The 17,587-nt window shown below is 41.5% G+C and carries 17 protein-coding genes; 11 read left to right on the plus strand and 6 right to left on the minus strand.

The window, feature by feature from the left end; all coding sequences use genetic code 11:
• The first annotated feature begins 115 nt into the window (after positions 1–115).
• Genes DC094_RS02145 through DC094_RS02165 form a run of 5 tightly spaced genes read left to right on the plus strand, consistent with a single transcriptional unit; the run spans position 116 to position 4,716 of the window.
• The gene (locus DC094_RS02145; protein WP_116685438.1) at positions 116–904 is read left to right on the plus strand and encodes a hypothetical protein; all 789 of its coding nucleotides are present in this window, start codon (positions 116–118) and stop codon (positions 902–904) included.
• The gene (locus DC094_RS02150; RefSeq protein WP_116685439.1) at positions 901–2,292 is read left to right on the plus strand and encodes a glycosyltransferase family 39 protein; all 1,392 of its coding nucleotides are present in this window, start codon (positions 901–903) and stop codon (positions 2,290–2,292) included. The genes DC094_RS02145 and DC094_RS02150 overlap by 4 nt, the downstream gene beginning before the upstream one ends.
• The gene (locus DC094_RS02155) at positions 2,289–2,645 is read left to right on the plus strand and encodes a DMT family transporter (RefSeq protein WP_206605550.1); all 357 of its coding nucleotides are present in this window, start codon (positions 2,289–2,291) and stop codon (positions 2,643–2,645) included. Before DC094_RS02150 ends, DC094_RS02155 begins: the two co-directional genes overlap by 4 nt.
• Positions 2,642–3,607 (plus strand): glycosyltransferase family 2 protein, encoded by a 966-nt coding sequence (locus DC094_RS02160; protein ID WP_116685440.1) that lies wholly within the window; start codon positions 2,642–2,644, stop codon positions 3,605–3,607. The genes DC094_RS02155 and DC094_RS02160 overlap by 4 nt, the downstream gene beginning before the upstream one ends.
• Positions 3,604–4,716: a UDP-N-acetyl glucosamine 2-epimerase gene (locus DC094_RS02165; RefSeq protein ID WP_116685441.1), complete on the plus strand. Its 1,113-nt coding sequence runs from the start codon at positions 3,604–3,606 to the stop codon at positions 4,714–4,716. Before DC094_RS02160 ends, DC094_RS02165 begins: the two co-directional genes overlap by 4 nt.
• On the opposite strand, the gene DC094_RS02170 is transcribed toward DC094_RS02165, so the two are convergent.
• From DC094_RS02170 to DC094_RS02180, 3 genes are read right to left on the minus strand one after another with little or no spacing between them, the layout of a single operon-like run.
• On the minus strand, positions 4,661–6,337 hold the full coding sequence (locus tag DC094_RS02170; RefSeq protein WP_158527194.1) for an ATP-binding cassette domain-containing protein: 1,677 nt from the start codon (positions 6,335–6,337) through the stop codon (positions 4,661–4,663). The genes DC094_RS02165 and DC094_RS02170 overlap by 56 nt on opposite strands.
• Positions 6,330–7,199, minus strand: coding sequence for a glycosyltransferase family 2 protein (locus DC094_RS02175; protein WP_116685443.1), 870 nt, complete (start codon positions 7,197–7,199; stop codon positions 6,330–6,332). The genes DC094_RS02170 and DC094_RS02175 overlap by 8 nt, the downstream gene beginning before the upstream one ends.
• The gene (locus DC094_RS02180; protein WP_116685444.1) at positions 7,196–9,079 is read right to left on the minus strand and encodes a hypothetical protein; all 1,884 of its coding nucleotides are present in this window, start codon (positions 9,077–9,079) and stop codon (positions 7,196–7,198) included. Before DC094_RS02180 ends, DC094_RS02175 begins: the two co-directional genes overlap by 4 nt.
• A gap of 171 nt (positions 9,080–9,250) precedes the next feature.
• On the opposite strand from DC094_RS02180, the gene DC094_RS22490 reads away from it, so the two are divergent.
• The 6 genes from DC094_RS22490 to zapD all read left to right on the plus strand — a co-directional run bounded on the left by DC094_RS22490 (position 9,251) and on the right by zapD (position 15,308).
• Positions 9,251–9,685 (plus strand): pilin, encoded by a 435-nt coding sequence (locus DC094_RS22490; RefSeq protein ID WP_116685445.1) that lies wholly within the window; start codon positions 9,251–9,253, stop codon positions 9,683–9,685.
• Positions 9,686–9,846: 161 nt separating this feature from the next.
• Positions 9,847–11,568, plus strand: coding sequence for a type IV-A pilus assembly ATPase PilB (pilB, locus tag DC094_RS02190; RefSeq protein ID WP_116685446.1), 1,722 nt, complete (start codon positions 9,847–9,849; stop codon positions 11,566–11,568).
• Between the two features lie 153 nt (positions 11,569–11,721).
• The gene (locus tag DC094_RS02195) at positions 11,722–12,939 is read left to right on the plus strand and encodes a type II secretion system F family protein (RefSeq protein WP_116685447.1); all 1,218 of its coding nucleotides are present in this window, start codon (positions 11,722–11,724) and stop codon (positions 12,937–12,939) included.
• A 79-nt stretch (positions 12,940–13,018) separates the two neighbouring features.
• Positions 13,019–13,921 (plus strand): prepilin peptidase, encoded by a 903-nt coding sequence (locus tag DC094_RS02200; RefSeq protein ID WP_339374112.1) that lies wholly within the window; start codon positions 13,019–13,021, stop codon positions 13,919–13,921.
• Positions 13,922–13,929: 8 nt separating this feature from the next.
• Positions 13,930–14,541: a dephospho-CoA kinase gene (coaE, locus tag DC094_RS02205; protein WP_116685448.1), complete on the plus strand. Its 612-nt coding sequence runs from the start codon at positions 13,930–13,932 to the stop codon at positions 14,539–14,541.
• Between the two features lie 23 nt (positions 14,542–14,564).
• Positions 14,565–15,308 (plus strand): cell division protein ZapD, encoded by a 744-nt coding sequence (gene zapD / locus DC094_RS02210; RefSeq protein WP_116685449.1) that lies wholly within the window; start codon positions 14,565–14,567, stop codon positions 15,306–15,308.
• Here zapD and DC094_RS02215 read toward each other — a convergent pair.
• From DC094_RS02215 to argJ, 3 genes are read right to left on the minus strand one after another with little or no spacing between them, the layout of a single operon-like run.
• Positions 15,271–15,483: a DNA gyrase inhibitor YacG gene (locus DC094_RS02215; RefSeq protein WP_116685450.1), complete on the minus strand. Its 213-nt coding sequence runs from the start codon at positions 15,481–15,483 to the stop codon at positions 15,271–15,273. The genes zapD and DC094_RS02215 overlap by 38 nt on opposite strands.
• Positions 15,476–16,324: an 8-oxo-dGTP diphosphatase MutT gene (gene mutT / locus DC094_RS02220; RefSeq protein WP_116685451.1), complete on the minus strand. Its 849-nt coding sequence runs from the start codon at positions 16,322–16,324 to the stop codon at positions 15,476–15,478. Before mutT ends, DC094_RS02215 begins: the two co-directional genes overlap by 8 nt.
• The gene (gene argJ, locus DC094_RS02225) at positions 16,324–17,541 is read right to left on the minus strand and encodes a bifunctional glutamate N-acetyltransferase/amino-acid acetyltransferase ArgJ (RefSeq protein WP_116685452.1); all 1,218 of its coding nucleotides are present in this window, start codon (positions 17,539–17,541) and stop codon (positions 16,324–16,326) included. Before argJ ends, mutT begins: the two co-directional genes overlap by 1 nt.
• Positions 17,542–17,587: the final 46 nt, after the last annotated feature.

Below are 17,587 nucleotides of genomic sequence, written 5' to 3' on the forward strand. Positions count from 1 at the left end.
TGCATAAAATTAACTTGGCTCGCTATTGAGTTCGACTCAATTAAATCCAGCAATCAGAAAATTGGGTCTACACTTTGTGAGGTATCCCCTGCAAACAAAATCAAGAAAATAAGCCATGGAACAGGTTGAAAAGATTACTCCAGCAATACTATTTGTTACTGCAAAAACTCGCGCCAAAGCATTTTTGATTCATCTGCTCATCAGTACCTTAATTCTGATTGTACTTTCTTATTGGCTAGTTTTTATCTGGTATCCCGGGCCATTATTCTTCACCGACGGCGGCTACCAGGGTTTGTGGCTAATTCTTGGTTGCGATCTTGTATTAGGACCGCTGATTACATTAATAATTTTCAACCCTAACAAAGCTACTAGCTTAATCAAAAAAGACTTGTTAGCTATTGGTTTTATTCAATTAGCTGCGCTAAGTGGCGGTGTTTGGGCAACATGGGAAAGTCGCCCGGCAGGGATTAGTTTTGTTGAAACTAATGGTAAGTTCCATACCTTTTATGCCCACGAACTAATCACACAAAGATTGCCAGCCGACCACGCCACTCACTTTAGCGATCAATCTCCTGCCTTAATATTTATTGAACCCGCCGCTGAAGATGATGTTGATAAGCTTTTAGCTTCAATTAGTAAAATCCAGTCAGGTATTTTTGAATGGAGTCAGGGCGATTTATTTTCAAGCTTTCCACAAAACCTTGAACGATTTATTGCAGCAAAAAAATTCAACAGCGATTTTTTTGAAAATGCTAAAGTCACTAAAAAAATACAAGACAATATTAATCAAGATAATTTGGTTTTATATCCAGTAATTCATGCTGGACATTATCAAAGTCGATTATTACTCATCAATCAAAACGGCAAGCTAGTCAATCACTTTGCAATGGACGCAATACAATGAATATGTTTGTCAAAGATAAGAAGAAACCGGGGATCACTGGCTACCATCAGTTAAACAAGGCGCTTGCAGAAAAAAGAGAGAAAGTTAGGGCCGCTAAAGAAAAAGCCGCTTATGTTCGTAGTGAAACAGAATCTCACCAGCGGCCTAATTACTATCTAATTAGCTTCGCCATTTTCTCACTCGCATTAATTCTACGGCTTACTTATGCAATAACGGTAGATGTTGACCTTCCTTTTCGAGCTGATGCGGGTAAGTATGCACTGCTTGGCTTTAACCTAGCTACTGGCCATGGCTACTCTCTAAGCATGGCTGTACCCTACGAGGCGACTAGTTACATTACTCCAGGCTACCCTTGGCTGTTATCTTCAATCTGGTCTTTCAGTAGCAATCAACATCAGTTTTATATGATTACCTTGATGGTTCAATCTGTTCTCGGCGCACTCAGCGCACTCATTGTTTATCGTCTCAGTTTAAGAGTAATTCCTAATCTTTTTAGTATTTTCCCTGCTTTGATTTTTAGCGTATCACCTTGGATGATTGCATCGGTCAGTTATGTATTAACTGAAGCCTGGTTTATATTTTGCTTACTACTGTCTTGTTGGTGCTACATTGCCGCCAATGAAAACAATAAAAGATGGTTATTGTTTGCTTGCGGTATTTTATTTGGATTTTCTGCTCTCATTCGCCCTGCAATTTTATCATTTCCGTTATTACTAATTCCTCACGCAGTAAAAACTTTCAAAAAAAGTGCACTGCTCATTTTTGTTAGTTGGTTGTTGGTTATCATGCCCTGGCAAATTCACGTGTCAGGGAAAGCAGGCTTGGCAGCGCCCTCTATCGCACTTGGCGGTTATCCAGACTTAATTCATAATGACCCAACACTACAGGGCAGGCCTTATCAGGAAGATCCCGAATATCAGCTTATGTCTCAATCGATTAGCAATGCGACATCTATAATTTCACAGCGAGCTCAAAAAGAACCAGACAAATACCTACGATGGTATTTATTTGAGAAACCTCAAATGTTCTGGTCAGGCAATATTATTGCAGGTGCTGGCGGCCCTCATATTTATTCAGTCAACTACTCATTGTTTGATAATGTAACCATTTTCGATGCGATCGAGAAGTCAGTACAAACCATTCATACGCCGATATATTTATTTGGATTATTCGCTGCATTATTTGTTTTTGCTACTTTCTTTCGCGGGCACAACATAACACTGTTAATCTCTAGCTTACTCGTGGTTTATTTCACAGCGGTTCATGTAGTGATGGCACCCTTACCACGCTACGGCTGGCCGGTTCATTGGGCAATCTATTTAGTTGCCTTTTCTAGTGCATACCTTCTATGGCTTAAATTCGTAACTAAAGAAAAAGGCAAACAATGACCCTGAATCAAGCCGGTTTGTGTGCATTATGCGTTTTAGGTCTTAGTGGCGGGCAATTAATGTTCCGTGCCGGTGCGGTTAATATCAAAGGAGAAGGGTTGGCTGCACTCGCTAGCGGATTACATCAACCGTTATTATGGGGCGCACTCGTCTTGTATGGATCCATGACTATTTTATGGATTCAATTACTCAGAAGCGTTCCGCTAAATATCGCCTATCCATTTATTGCACTTGCTTTTGGGTTAGTTCCTCTATTTTCTTTTGTTTTATTTAACGAACCGATTTCCACACCTCAATTATGTGGAATTTTATTTATCATTTCTGGTGTTATGATTATTGGATTTAGCGCATGATCTGTTTAATAATTCCTTGTTATAAAACACGAGATCAGCTGCCAGAAGTTTTAAAGCAAGTTGGCCCTGAAATTGATTCTATTATTCTGGTAGATGACGCTTGCCCAGAAAATTCTGTTCAACATGCAATGTCGATCATTGCTGACAGCCGAATCCAAGTAATTCAGCACCAACAAAACAAAGGGGTTGGCGGTGCAGTTTGTAGCGGAATTAAAGCGGCACTTAAGCTTAACCCTAAAGTGATTGTTCGTATCGATAGTGACGGCCAAATGAATCCAAGGATCATTCCTAGATTTATTGCGCCGATTATTGAAGGCAAAGCAGACTTTACCAAGGGCAATCGATTCTGGAGCCTTACAATGCTAGAACAAATGCCTAAAATTCGTTTATTTGGCAACGCCGGGTTGTCTTTTCTTAGCAAGTTATCTACCGGCTATTGGAGTGTTATGGATCCCAACAATGGTTTTTTCGCCATCCATAGCCATGTTGCTCGTCGGCTAGAGCTAGATAAATTAGAACAGCGTTATTTTTTCGAATCTGATCTGCTTTTCAGGTTAAACACGATTCGTGCACTGGTGATCGACATCCCCATGAAAGCAACTTATCAAGGCGAACCTAGTAGCTTAAATCCAATTTCTAGCATTGGAGAGTTCAGCCGAAAGCATTGCAGAAACCTATTTAAACGACTGGGTTACAATTACTTTCTACGGGATTTCAATATCGCCAGCATCTGGATGTTAAGCGGAATATTTTTAACTGGCTATGGCATTGTATTTGGAATTATCAAGTGGATTCAGTTTTCTATTTCAGGTGAATTTGCTAGCAATGGTACTGTTATGTTGTCGGCTCTACCGATTATATTAGGTTTTCAATTGTTATTAGCTACATTACAGCAAGATATCGCTTCTGAACCGAGAATCCCGTTACATAAAGTACTTCCAGAAAATGGAGATGCGCCATGATTCATGTAATTTTAGGTACCAAGGCACAATTGATTAAAATGGCGCCGATCATGATCGAATTACAAGAGAAACAACTCGAATGGCGGTTTATTTTTACCGGTCAACATCAGCAGACTATTGACAGCTTACGAAGCGATTTTGGACTAAAAAATCCTGATGTTACCTTACACCAGCATAAAGACATCACAGGAATGTTCTCTATGCTGTTATGGATGTTAAAACTTATTAGCATGGGGATTTTTTTTAAGTCATGGGTGTGGGGTAAAAACACCGGGCCTGACGACATCGTGTTGGTGCATGGCGACACGTTTAGCACATTGATTGGCGCTTTGATTGCTAGGTTGGCAGGAATGAAAGTTGCCCACGTTGAATCAGGTTTGCGTTCGTTCAATTTACGAAACCCATTTCCTGAAGAATTGACACGGCTTTTAGTGTTCCGACTCAGCCATATCTACTTCGCCCCTGGTGACTGGGCTGAGAAAAACTTAGAAAAATTTTCAGGGCAAAGTGTTAACACCCAACAAAATACTTTACTTGATTCTGTAAAATATTCACTTTCACAACCTGCATCTGATGATCTATCTATTCCTAACTATAAATATGCATTGGTATCACTACACAGATTTGAAAATATTTTTGATTCTGAAAGATTTATTGAATTAATTCATTGGCTGGAAGTTGCAGCAAAAAAAATCCCATTATTGTTTATATTGCATCCACCAACTGTTAAACAATTAGAAAAATTTCAACTCACCGAACGGTTAGGTAACAACCCCAACATTGAATTAAGGCCTAGATACACTCATCGGGATTTTTTACATCTGTTAACACATGCAGAACTATTAATCAGCGATGGTGGCAGTAACCAGGAGGAATGTAGTTACTTGGGAAAACCTTGCTTATTAGCGAGAAATCATACCGAGCGCCAAGAAGGTTTAACCACTAATGTGCGACTTTGTGGCAATATGCAGCAGCTTATTCGGTGTATTGATAATATCGAGAAACTCCAAAGCCCTGACCAATTCAGTCAAGACTCTCCCAGTGCCTATATCGTTAGCTGGCTGGCTCGCTATGTTGCTGCTGTAGATCCAGAATCTTGTCAGCCTTAGACTCCCAGGCCGAACTATGACTAATAACAATAACACCATGATTCTTGGAGTAGCTTTGGATGCTTGCAATAATTTTTTCTTCTAGATCAGCATCCAGTGCACTGGTTGCTTCATCCAAAACCAACCAGCTATGTTCCTGATATAAAGCTCTTGCTAAACCCAGCCTTTGCCTCTGACCACCACTGAAATTTTTACCGCTATCTTCGACTATTTGTTGCGCCCCATCTTGGCTAAGAAAATCTATTTCTGCCATTTTAATTGCCCAAGAAATTCGTTTCGGATCAATTTTTTTACCAAAAGCAATATTTTTCTCCACCGTGGCATTCAATAAAAACACATGCTGAGGCACCAAACCTATCAATCCATAAGCAGATGGTTGCTGGTCATATTGAACTTCTCCAGAATCAGGTTTAAGCAATCCCATAATCAGATTTGCTAGTGTACTCTTACCCAGACCCGAAGGCCCTTTAAGCAAGGTTATCCCATCATTGAAAAAAGAATAATTTAATTTAGAGAACAATTTAAACTCGCCATTAAAAGAAAAATCCATATTTTTTAACTGAATTACGTTAATTGGATTAACATCTACTTCATCGATTAATCCTGGTCTAAACAATTTCGATTTTTCAAGATCATCAATTAATAGTTCAAGTGATGCTTGGCTTCCTCGCATACTAGCTAAGGCCAAGTAAGCCTGCTGAAAAGCTGGAATCAACCTAAATGCAGCCATCGCGTAAAAAGCAATCCATGGCAATGCATTAACGATCCCTCCCATGCTGATCATAAAGCTCAAAGTAATCACTAGCATGCCAACCAAAGCGACTAATTCAACCAAGTAATGAGGTGCAAAACCCAGCGTGAGATTGTCTGCTTGCGAACGACTAATCTGCAAATTAGTTTTCGCATAACTATCGGTATACAGCTGTTGCTTCTGATAGATCAATAACTCTCGAATACCTTCAAAACCCTCGATGAGGTATTGTATTCTTTTGGTCGACAGCCGACTTATTTCACGGCCATTATTTTCTGCCCGCCCTCTCAAAACTCTAAAAATCAACCAATAAGCACCTACTAACACGGCCATTAGCGATATCGCGATGATCGGTGATAGAACAAAAACCACAGCACTTACTAGGGCAATAGAAATAACGCGTGAAAAAAATCTTAAGGCTGGTGCAATAATGTTCGTACCGACCCGATCAAGTTCATTGATCATATAGCTTTGAAGCTGTTTGCTATCACTATTCAGATGAAATACTAAAGGTTGATGAAGATAATAAACTAAAAGACGATTACCTAACTTACTAGCAACACCCTGAGAGAATCGATTTAGAAAAAATTGCGTGAAGATTTGCACTAGATTTGAAATCACAATAAAAACGAGAAAAATTGCACCAGAGACAATCAATAAATTATTGCCAACCAACAACCAGTCAGGAATCAGCAGGCCAAAATCATTTATTTTTTCCGGATAACTGGCCACCATCATTAACGGCACTATAGCACCAATACCCGCTAACTCAGTAACACTGGTCAGCACCATTAAAACCAGCAATATCCACACATGCTTTTTCTGCTCAGCTTCAATGACCTGGTATAACCTGACTAGCAGCTTATTCATCTTCCACATCACCTTTAGAGTACTGAAGCACAGTAATTTGCTCAGAAACAATTCCGATAAGAAAGATCAGCACTGAAGTAATCAAAAGTAATGCGGACATATTGGTGAAGCGACTATAGAAACTGAAGGTGTAACCGTAATAAGCAAGCCCCAGAACAAAAAATACCAAACTGATTGGCGTGAAAAGCTTCAAAGGCGAATACAAAGTACCAACTTTAAAGATAATCAGTAAAAACCTTGCACCATCTCGAAACATTTTTATATGGCTTTTTCCTACCCGCTTCTTCACATCAATATTTTGATACGTAACACTATATCCAGCTCTAAAAAATGCCATTGTCGAGGTAGTCGGATAAGAAAACCCATTCGGAAAAAGGTAGAGAAAACGACGAAAACAATCAGTTCGAACTACACGCATACCCGATGTTAAATCTTGAATCTTATGGCCGGTAATCCAGCTTGCTAAAGTGTTATAAAACTTATTTGCCATTAAACGAAAAATACTGGCTTGACCTTGCTTGTTTCTTGCGCCAACCACCATATCAAAACCTTGTTGAGCTTTTTTATATAGCAACATTAAATCTTGTGCTTGATGTTGTCCGTCGGCATCCATGGTTGCAATCCACTGAGTTCTTACTTGCCGAGTCCCGGTTTTGATTGCAGCGCCATTACCCTTGCAGTAAGGATGCGAAATGACTGACACACCATGCTGCTTTGCAATGACTCCGGTATCATCACTTGAGCCATCATTGACAACAATAACAGTCGCTAAAGGGAATTTTTCAACTAATTGATCCAATAACAAACCGATGGTATTCGCTTCATTTTTGGCTGGAAGAATGATTGTTAGATCCTTACTCATTTTTTATTTTCCGAATAGTTTTTTAACCAGCCTTTTACTCGACGCCGGGCGATCCATGATCCACGAGATTGTGGCCATTCGCTCAATAACTGATTCACTTTGCCTAATGAACCTGACAATAGATAATATTGAGCAAGAGATTCGTATACGTAAGGGGTTTTGGCTACTGCATTCGCTTGTAATAATAGTGCTTCAATTTGACTATCAAACTTATATGCCTGGCCGACATAAACAGCCCATGTCGCCATAAGATCTGCTCTAAATTCGTCAGAATAATTTGGGTTACTGCCAATCGCAGCATAAGATTTTTCTAACACCTGAGGTTTAAATTTACAGTAGCCGTCAAGCTGGCATTGAAGTAAGTCCTGAAAGTGAGATTTATGAAGCTCCAAATTAGCATTTGCCTTACTAAGTCTGCCGTATAATAGCTGCAAGTCTTGATCTCTTTGCTCTTTTTCCAATACTGATCGCAACTTAATAATCATCACTAGGGAGGCCAAATGATTCTGATCTAGTTGTAATACTTTATTTAAATGCACATTTATAAGCTGTTCAGTCTTTAGTGATATTCCATTCTCAACCGAGTTATGAAATAGCTGAACTAAGAAAGCATGCCTTGCTCGAACTGATTTAGGATGATTCTCAACCTCCATTTGCACCCATAATCCCGGTGTACCCCACTGATAGGCTCGAAGTGAAGCAGGCAAGGCAAAGCACAAAACAAGGACAAACATGACTATCGGACGTAACCTGATATTTTGCATCTTTGTTAAAAGTGAGCTCACCGCTACAACAACAATCGAAACAGGACCAAGTAATGCTAGATAATTACGGTGCTCAAAAATCAGCTCTAATGGAATTAAAGTCGACTCTAGTAAGTGGTTAGTATAAAAGAACAGAATCGAGACAGAAAAAAACACCGATCTTTTCCATAAAACCAAACTAACGATCAACAATGCGACATGAAAGAATAACGTTAGCCATAACGCCCAGCTCATTGATCTGACAATAACGAAATCATCATGAAACAGCCCTAGCTGGCTTATATCTGGCCAAATTGACCATACCCAGTAATTCTTCACAATGATCACTTGTGAAAATAGTCGTTCTACTAGGTCAAAATCTCTTTTGCTGTAGTCCACCAGAAACCATTCAGGAGATACAAAAGAATAAATAACAATCAAACAGGCAGGAAGGTATAGAAATACTGAAAAAAACACATGGCCAATCAAGTTACTTTGCCTTACTTGGCCTCCTGTGCGAAACGCTCTATCTAAAAGCCATATTAGCGGTATTGCCAGAACTATATTTTCCTTGCACAGAAAACCCAGAACTAACAAAACAAGCACCCACCCCAAACCTTGCAAGTATTTTTTGTGATTAGCATCTGGCTTCAGCAAAGCCAGCAAATAAACATTCATGATTAACAGCATGAAGAAACTAGACATTAGCGTCATGCGCTGTACGACATAAAATACAGAAGAAATCTGCAGAGGGTGGAGCGCCCAAATCAATGCAATCCAAAAGGCTAAATTCTGCTGACGGAGTTTTTCAGGTAATAACCGGCAAAGATGCTTAACTAATGAATACACCAACAAAGCGTTAGCGATATGAATCACAAAATTGATAAGTTTAAATGCTGTTGCATCAATACCAAACAACCAGTATGTAATACCAAAACTCAATACAGGTAAGGGACGATTGATAATTCCACTGGGGCTAGAGGCAATAGCATTAACAACATTGGCAAAACTAAACTCACCCCAAAGCACTGCCGGATTGTGCAATATGTTGGGAAAATCATCCAACATGAATGGACCTGTTACACCAGAAATTAAAAATAAAAAAATGGCTGCAACAATAACCAACCGGCTAGTCATAGAGTTTTTTTTTGAGTGCCATAAAAACAATGTAGTCAGACGGACAAAATTTGTCATAAAAAAAAATTATTCTGAACCATACTCTGGCTGAGGGTATAAATTCACTCTTACCCATGGCTAATAACCGCTATTAATTCAGCCAAGGTTAGACAACATTGAAAGGGATAGACAATGAAAGTACTAAACAAAGGTTTCACATTGATTGAATTGATGATCGTTATTGCGATCATTGGTATTTTGGCCGCGGTAGCCTTGCCTGCATACCAAACTTATTTGGGTCGCGCAGAAGCAACTGAGGTCCTAGCACTAACTTCGGAGCCTAAAGCTGAAATTGCAGAATTTGTTGCGGTTGAATTACGCACTCCAAGCTCAGCTTCGGTTTCAAGCCCATCAACCCCAAATGGCAGTGTTAACATTACTGGCGGTGGCAGTAATGCTGCTATTACCATCACTGCAACGGGTACCGTTCGTACTAACAAACGGGTTCAATTTAATCTAGTCAGCAACTCAGGGACAGCTATTACTAATGGCCGCCTGACTTGGACTTGTACTACCAATACGGCCACACCATTTAGCGCCGACTACTCTCCATCAAGCTGTAAATAATTCGATACTAAATAGTCGAGGTGTGACTATACCTTGGTCGCACCTCTTCCCAAGTTGGATTGCTTGCTACATACTATTTAAGCATTTGTCGCCACCAGACACCGGCAACCAATGCCTTCAAACCGATATATTGTGCTTGATCAAGGACCTAGCATCTCGTTATGACACCAAGAAGTGGCGGCAATACTCATTTAAGTGGCTTGATTAAACAGCTGATCACTAGCAATTTAATCGAAGAACAACAAGCCCGTTCTGTTGTTGAAGAAGCACAGAAGAAAAAAAAACACCTCGTAAGCTATCTGGTTGAAGAAGGCATTATTTCGCCAACCAAGATTGCAGCAACTGCATCCGAGCATTTTGGCACTCCATTTTTCGATCTTGATGCGATTGACCCAGAAGTCATTCCTCTAGGCATTGTTGATGAGAAATTAATTCGTAAACACAACGCCTTACCTATATTACGTCGCGGTAATCGCTTATTTGTAGCCCTTTCTGACCCAACCAACCTGCAAGCGCTAGATGAAATTAAATTCAATACTGGCGTTAGTACTGAAGCAATTTTGGTTGAGGAAGATAAGTTAAAGCGTATTGCTGATAAGGTTCTAAGCGCTCAACAAGCTTCTGCTTTTGACAACCTTGCCGATACTGACCTTGATACATTGGATATTGGTGGTGATGAAGAAGGCGAAGGCCAGGATTCTGGCGTTGGTAACGGAGAAGATGACGCACCAATTGTCCGCTATGTAAACAAAATTTTATTAGATGCAATTAACCTTGGCGCATCTGATGTTCACTTCGAGCCTTATGAGAAAATGTATCGTATCCGTCTGAGGCAAGACGGTATTTTACGAGAAGTTGCGACACCTCCAGTCAACCTGTCGGCACGTTTTTCAGCGCGTTTAAAAGTAATGTCTCGCTTAGATATTTCCGAGCGACGCGTCCCGCAGGATGGTCGAATTAAAATGCGCATTTCAAAAAATCGTGCTATCGATTTCCGTGTTAGTACTTGTCCGACCTTGTTTGGTGAAAAAGTTGTACTGCGTATACTCGACCCATCCAGCGCCCAACTTGGCATTGATGCTCTGGGTTACGAACCAGAACAGAAAGCTATTTACGAAGCCGCACTCTCTCAACCTCAAGGAATGATCCTGGTTACTGGGCCAACTGGCTCCGGTAAAACAGTATCTCTCTACACCGGTTTGAATATTCTTAATACGCCTGAATGCAATATTTCTACTGCTGAAGACCCGGCAGAAATTAACTTGCCCGGCGTAAACCAGGTTAACGTTAACCCTAAAGCCGGCCTGACTTTTAGCACTGCATTACGAGCATTCCTTCGCCAAGACCCTGACGTAGTTATGGTTGGTGAAATCCGAGATTTAGAAACGGCCGAAATTGCGATTAAAGCTTCGCAAACAGGTCACTTAGTACTGTCCACACTTCACACCAACAGTGCCCCAGAAACACTTTCTCGATTACTTAATATGGGTGTTGCACCGTTTAACATTGCAACATCAGTTCAATTAGTTATTGCGCAGCGTCTTGCTCGACGTCTTTGTGAGCAATGCAAAACTCGCGCTGAAATACCTACAGAAGCACTGCTTGCTGAAGGTTTCAAGAAAGAAGAAGTCGAAGATCTGATTGTTTTTGAACCTAAAGGATGTAATCGGTGTACTGGTGGCTATAAAGGACGTGTTGGTATTTACCAAGTAATGCCGATTTCCGATAGCATTGGCCGAATCATTATGAGCGGTGGCAATGCTATCGATATTGCCGACCAGGCGAAAAAAGAAGAAATCCCAGACCTTCGAGCATCAGGTCTTGAAAAAATTCGCCACGGAGTGACCAGTTTGGCTGAAGTGAATCGGGTAACCAAAGATTAAGCCGATTGTTAATTCGGTGACAAATTGTTAAGAAAATGCACTAATTTATTTTCTCAACCACTTGTCAGTATTGATATACCGAACATACTGGTACAATTTGGGACAAACAGGTCAGCTTCCAGCTGCCCCTTTAGAATGGTTCAGGATTAAAACATGGCTGAAACGATAAAAACCTTTGTTTTTTCTTGGCAGGGAGCCGATCGCAAAGGACAGGCATCCACCGGAGAAATTACCGCGCCTTCTCTTGCAATTGCCAAGGCTAATCTGCGTAAACAGGGAATCAACCCAAAACGCGTGCGCAAAAAACCTCAACCGTTATTTGCCGCTAGAATCAAGCCGCCTAAGACTGAGGATATTGCTGCTTTTGCAAGGCAGCTGGCAACAATGATGAAGGCTGGTGTTCCGTTAGTTCAGTCTTTTGATATTTGCGCCCAAGGTTCAGATAAAGCAGGCATGCGCCAGTTGATTTTGGATATCAAAACTGACGTCGAAAGTGGTTCTACTTTTTCATCTGCACTAAAAAAACACCCTCGACAGTTTGATGACTTATTTTGCAACTTGATAGCAGCAGGCGAACAATCCGGTTCATTGGAAGCAATGCTGGAGCGAATTGCGCTATATAAAGAAAAGTCAGAATCTTTGAAGCGTAAAATCAAAAAAGCAATGTTCTATCCAACAGCGATCATGCTGGTGGCAATGATCGTTACTGCTATTTTGCTAATCTTTGTGGTACCTCAGTTTGAGACTCTGTTTGCTGGTTTCGGCGCTGATTTACCAGCCTTTACCAAGATGGTTATTGGTGCTTCTCGATTCTTGCAAGACTATTGGTGGGCAGCATTAGGTATTATTGTTGCATCTTCATATGCCTTCATTCAGACCCATAGATCATCTGAAGCATTTCGCGCCGGAATCGATAGATTCCTGTTAAAAATCCCAGTTATTGGCCCAATTTTAGACAAGGGTGTTGTTGCGCGATTCGCTCGCACGCTATCAACTACTTTTGCCGCAGGCGTACCTCTAATTGAAGCTATGGACACAGTTGCCGGCGCTTGTGGCAATTTAGTTTACCAGAAAGCAATCCACCAAATTAAAGATGAAGTAGCGACAGGTACTCGGTTAAACGCTGCAATGAGGGAACGAAATCTATTCCCTAACCTAGTCGTTCAAATGGTGGCGATTGGTGAGGAATCCGGCGCTTTGGACAGCATGCTAGAAAAGGTCGCAGATATTTATGAAGAAGAAGTAGATACTGCAGTAGATGGCCTTTCTAGCTTATTAGAGCCAATCATCATGGTCTTCCTTGGCGTAGTCATCGGTGGCTTAGTAGTTGCTATGTACTTACCAATCTTCAAGCTAGGCCAAGTGGTATAAACCACAAATCATATAAATTCGGCGCTCGATTCACTCGAGTGCCGATTGGTAGTTTCTCTCCTTGCAGGATTCCTAACTGGTGTTTTCTTTCTTAGCTGAGCTCGCATCTTTGCCTTTGATGGCACAAGTCTCGATCGTTTTTATTTTTTCACTGTTGGTTGGTAGCTTTCTAAATGTGGTTATTTATCGCACGCCGATCATGATGGAGCGTGGCTGGCGTGAGGAATACGCCGAATGCTTCCCTCAAGATCTAACCGAATCTGCTCGCAAAGCCATCGAAGAGCAACAACAGTCAAAATTTAATATCGCAACACCCGCTTCACGATGTCCTAAATGCAGCCACAAAATTTCTGCATTAGAAAATATCCCTGTGATTAGTTATTTGTTTTTAGCCGGAAAGTGCCGCGACTGCAAAACCCCCATTAGCGCGCGCTACCCGATTATTGAACTAGCAACTGCCACCATTTCAGCCATTGCACTCTACTATTTTGGTTGGACTCAAGCCGGTCTAGTTGCAGTCATTGCAAGTTGGATTCTGGTCGCAGCAACCATGATTGATTACGACACCCAACTTCTTCCAGATCAATTAACTTTGGGACTATTGTGGCTTGCCTTACTTGCCAGTCTTGGCAATGTATTTGTCTCACCGGAACAAGCGCTGATTGGCGCAATGGCTGGCTACCTAAGTTTATGGTCCGTTTATTGGGTATTTAAACTAATCACTGGCAAGGAAGGCATGGGTTATGGTGACTTCAAACTACTGGCTGCGCTTGGTGCATTAATGGGTTGGACAAAACTTCCAGTCATTATTTTATGTTCATCACTAGTCGGTGCGGTAGTAGGCATCGCATTAATCGCATTGCAAGGCAGAGATAAATCTAAGCCAATTCCATTCGGCCCATTTTTAGCTGCTGCTGGTTGGATTTGTTTGCTATGGGGTGATCAAATTATTAATTTCTATCAAAGCTACTTACTGGGATAAGCTGGGAAATGAGTAATTTTATTGTCGGCTTAACCGGAGGAATTGGCAGTGGCAAAAGCACCATTAGCCAATTCTTTCGCCAGCAAGGCATCGATGTAATTGATGCAGACCAAACTGCTCGTGCGGTTGTTGAACCGGGAACACCTGCTCTTTTAAAAATTATCACTCACTTTGGATCAGATATTGTCGATCAAAATCATCAACTAGATCGACATAAACTTCGCGCTGCAATTTTTGATCAACCTAAACAAAAATTATGGCTGGAACAACTGTTACACCCCGCTATTCGTCAACATATGTTGCATCAGGCTCAAATATCTTCCAGCCCCTACGTCATATTTGAAGTACCGCTATTAATTGAATCTGATTTCAAAAAATTAGTCGACCGCATTTTAGTTGTCGATGTCCCCATCGAATTGCAAATAGAGCGAACGATTGCCAGAGACGGTTCAAATTTAGAGTTAGTTAACAAAATCATTGCATCTCAAGCCACTCGAGAACAAAGAATCGCAGCGGCAGACGATGTCATCGACAATTCACAGCCGATCGAAATGCAGCAATCGCAATTAGTTTCACTGCAAAATACCTATCTCAGATTAGCTTCTGCTAAAATTGATTAAATACTTATTTTAGCCAGAGCCAAATGGCATCTTCTGATTTTTTAACATACGAATTTCCATTAGATGAAGCTTTTCGCCAGTTTCTGCGACTTCATCAGCTTTTTCAGCATTTCAAATGCTACAACAGCAATGGACAACAACTTGCCGCAGCTCGCTCATTAGTCGAGGTGTCTACCTTGTGTATGCGTGTCGATCCCAAAGTTGAGCTTTCTCGCAGCCTTGATCAACTCGAGCTCAAACTCAAACCATTACAAACTAATCCGGCGGTTGACCAAAGTCGGCTAGATTACTTAATCGGTGAATTACAAAACACTTCTCGTGATTTATGCGGCCGAGCCGGTAGGTTTGATAGTACGCTGGAAAGTGATCACTTATGGAAAGCCATGACTCGAAAAGCTTTGCTTCCCGGCGGGTTTTGTGACTTTGAAATGCCGATATTGAAGCACTGGCTATATAGCGAAGAAAGTGCTCATGACCTAGGAAGATGGCACCAACAATTTGAATTGCTCGAACATGGACTGGATCTTTTACTGCAATTGGCGCGAGATTTTTCACCTTATCAAAGGTTAGAAGCTAGCTCAGGAGCAATTGAATCCCCTAAGCCTAAAAATAGTGAAAAATGGCGACTGGTTAGAGTCCAGCTCGCCAAAAGTTTTACTGGCTACCCCATTATCAGCGGCAGCGGCCAGTGCTTTACCTTGCAATTATTTTCTCAGCAAGGCATTGCTATTAAAGATAGTCATCCTCTAGATCTTGGCTGTTATTAGGCACTGGATCACCGGCAATCCGGTGTTTTTCATCTGCCCAATCACCAAAATCAATTTGCCGACAACGCTCACAACAAAATGGGCGCCATGGATTATCGGTACTCCATATCATTGATTTTTTACATTGCGGGCAGCGGTGAATTCGCTGTTCGCTTTTCGAAGTTTGATCAGTCATTCATTTGTTCTCTTAAAATAACGCCCTTGGCACCCAAGCGTTTGGCTTGCACAATATTTGCCGCTTGCAGATAAACGGGTAACGAGCAGAAATCCATTAATTGTGAAATCGATTCAGAAGAATCTGTGATTTTATCAAGCAACAACACATCAGCTTTGGCATTAATCGCCTTCTCAATTTGACTAGCATTACTACAAATCTGAGCCAATAGTATTTTCTTGCCATCATGCATTGAATCAGAAATTCCGCCAAAATAACCACACGCTAATTGCTGTGCCAAAGCAAAGTCATCAACTAATAAATGATCTGCACAGGGCAAATTAGAAAGCAAATTTGCAGCTGTTTCAGCGTACTCGACTATTGTTTGACGGCCTCGTTGCAAACACAATAAATCCGCATTTTGCGCCGACCCACTCAATATGTTTTCGGTTATTTGTTCGGCAGAAACAACTCGACACTGTTGCGGCAATGACAATACTTTAATTACCGGGAAATTGGCTTTCGGAAAAGTAAAACTTGCCAAGTCATTCTGATCGACCCATTGAAGCGGTTGCCCCTCTTTACCCCACGGCTCATTTGAAAAATGATCGATTACCATAAAATTCAAACAGACTGTTTTTTCTGGGTAGCGATAAACTAATCGACACAATGGTTCTGCCTGACCTATCTGAATACCAACCTCTTCATCTAGTTCGCGATAAAGCGCCTCTTGATGGGTTTCACCTGGCTCAATTTTTCCACCAGGGAATTCCCATTTATCACCTTCATGCTTATCCGACGGTCGCCGGCAAATACAAACTTTACCCGCGCGACGAATAATTCCTGCGACTACTTGCAACATTAGCTACGATAATCCGCGTTGATCGTTACATATTCATGGGAAAGGTCGGTAGTCCAGATGCTGGCTTGCGAATTACCCGCAGCTAGATCGACAGTGACACAAATCGACTGCTGATCCATCACCTGTTGCCCTGCCTGTTCGGTGTAAGTCGGATCTGGCTGACCTTGGGTGATTAATGCCACACCCCCTAATTTCAACGAAATAGCATCAATATCCAACTGATCGATTTTTGCTCGACCAATTGCCGCCACCATTCTGCCCCAGTTAGGGTCGCAAGCAAAAAATGCAGTTTTTACCAAAGGAGAATGTGCCAAGGTATAACCAACCTCGCGACAATCTTCGACCGACGCACCATTAATTACTTTAAATTCGATCAGTTTGGTCGCGCCCTCGCCATCACAAACAATCGCTTGTGCTAGCTCAAGCATTAGCTGATTTAATAGATTACAGAATATCGGGTACTCAGCTTGATCCGCTGAAGTAATCTCCAACTCACCCTGCCCCGTAGCCGCTAACATGCAAGCATCGTTAGTAGAAGTATCGCCATCAACAGTAATCGAATTAAACGACTGATTTACTGCTTCAGCTAGCGCTTGTTGCAATAAATCCGCGGGCATTTTTACGTCTGTCGCAGCAAAACCAAGCATGGTTGCCATGTTAGGACAAATCATTCCCGCCCCTTTCGACATACCTGTTAGCGTGACCGATTTACCTGCTATTTCGGTTTTAATTGAAGCGCCTTTAGGTCGAGTATCTGTGGTCATAATGCCCTGGGCAGCAGACAGCCAACCAGATTCATTTAAATCCGACAACGCAGCATCCAAGCCAGCAATTACCTTATCTGTAGATAGCTTTTCACCAATCACACCAGTAGAAAATGGCAGTACAGCCTCAATCGGTTGGTCGGTTTTTTTAGCTAGCGCAGCACAACAGTCAAGCGCATCCTGCATACCTTGCTGACCGGTACCTGCATTCGCATTACCTGTATTGACTAACCAGTACCGACTAGATTGCAATTGCATATGCTGCTTGGCCAAAGTAACTGGTGCGGCACAAAAACGGTTTTTAGTAAAAGTAGCGGCAGTTTCTGAACCTTGCACTAGCGACATAATTACCAGGTCTTTACGATCCGGATAGCGAACACCTGCTTTGGTAGTACCTAGAGCAAAACCTTTTACCGGGTTCATTTCTGGAAATTCACCTGTACCCACAGCCATTATTTTTCTCCGCCAAATTTAAAAAAATGGCTCCATTTCGGAGCCA

Source organism: Pelagibaculum spongiae (genome assembly GCF_003097315.1).
GTDB classification, from domain to species: domain Bacteria; phylum Pseudomonadota; class Gammaproteobacteria; order Enterobacterales; family Pelagibaculaceae; genus Pelagibaculum; species Pelagibaculum spongiae.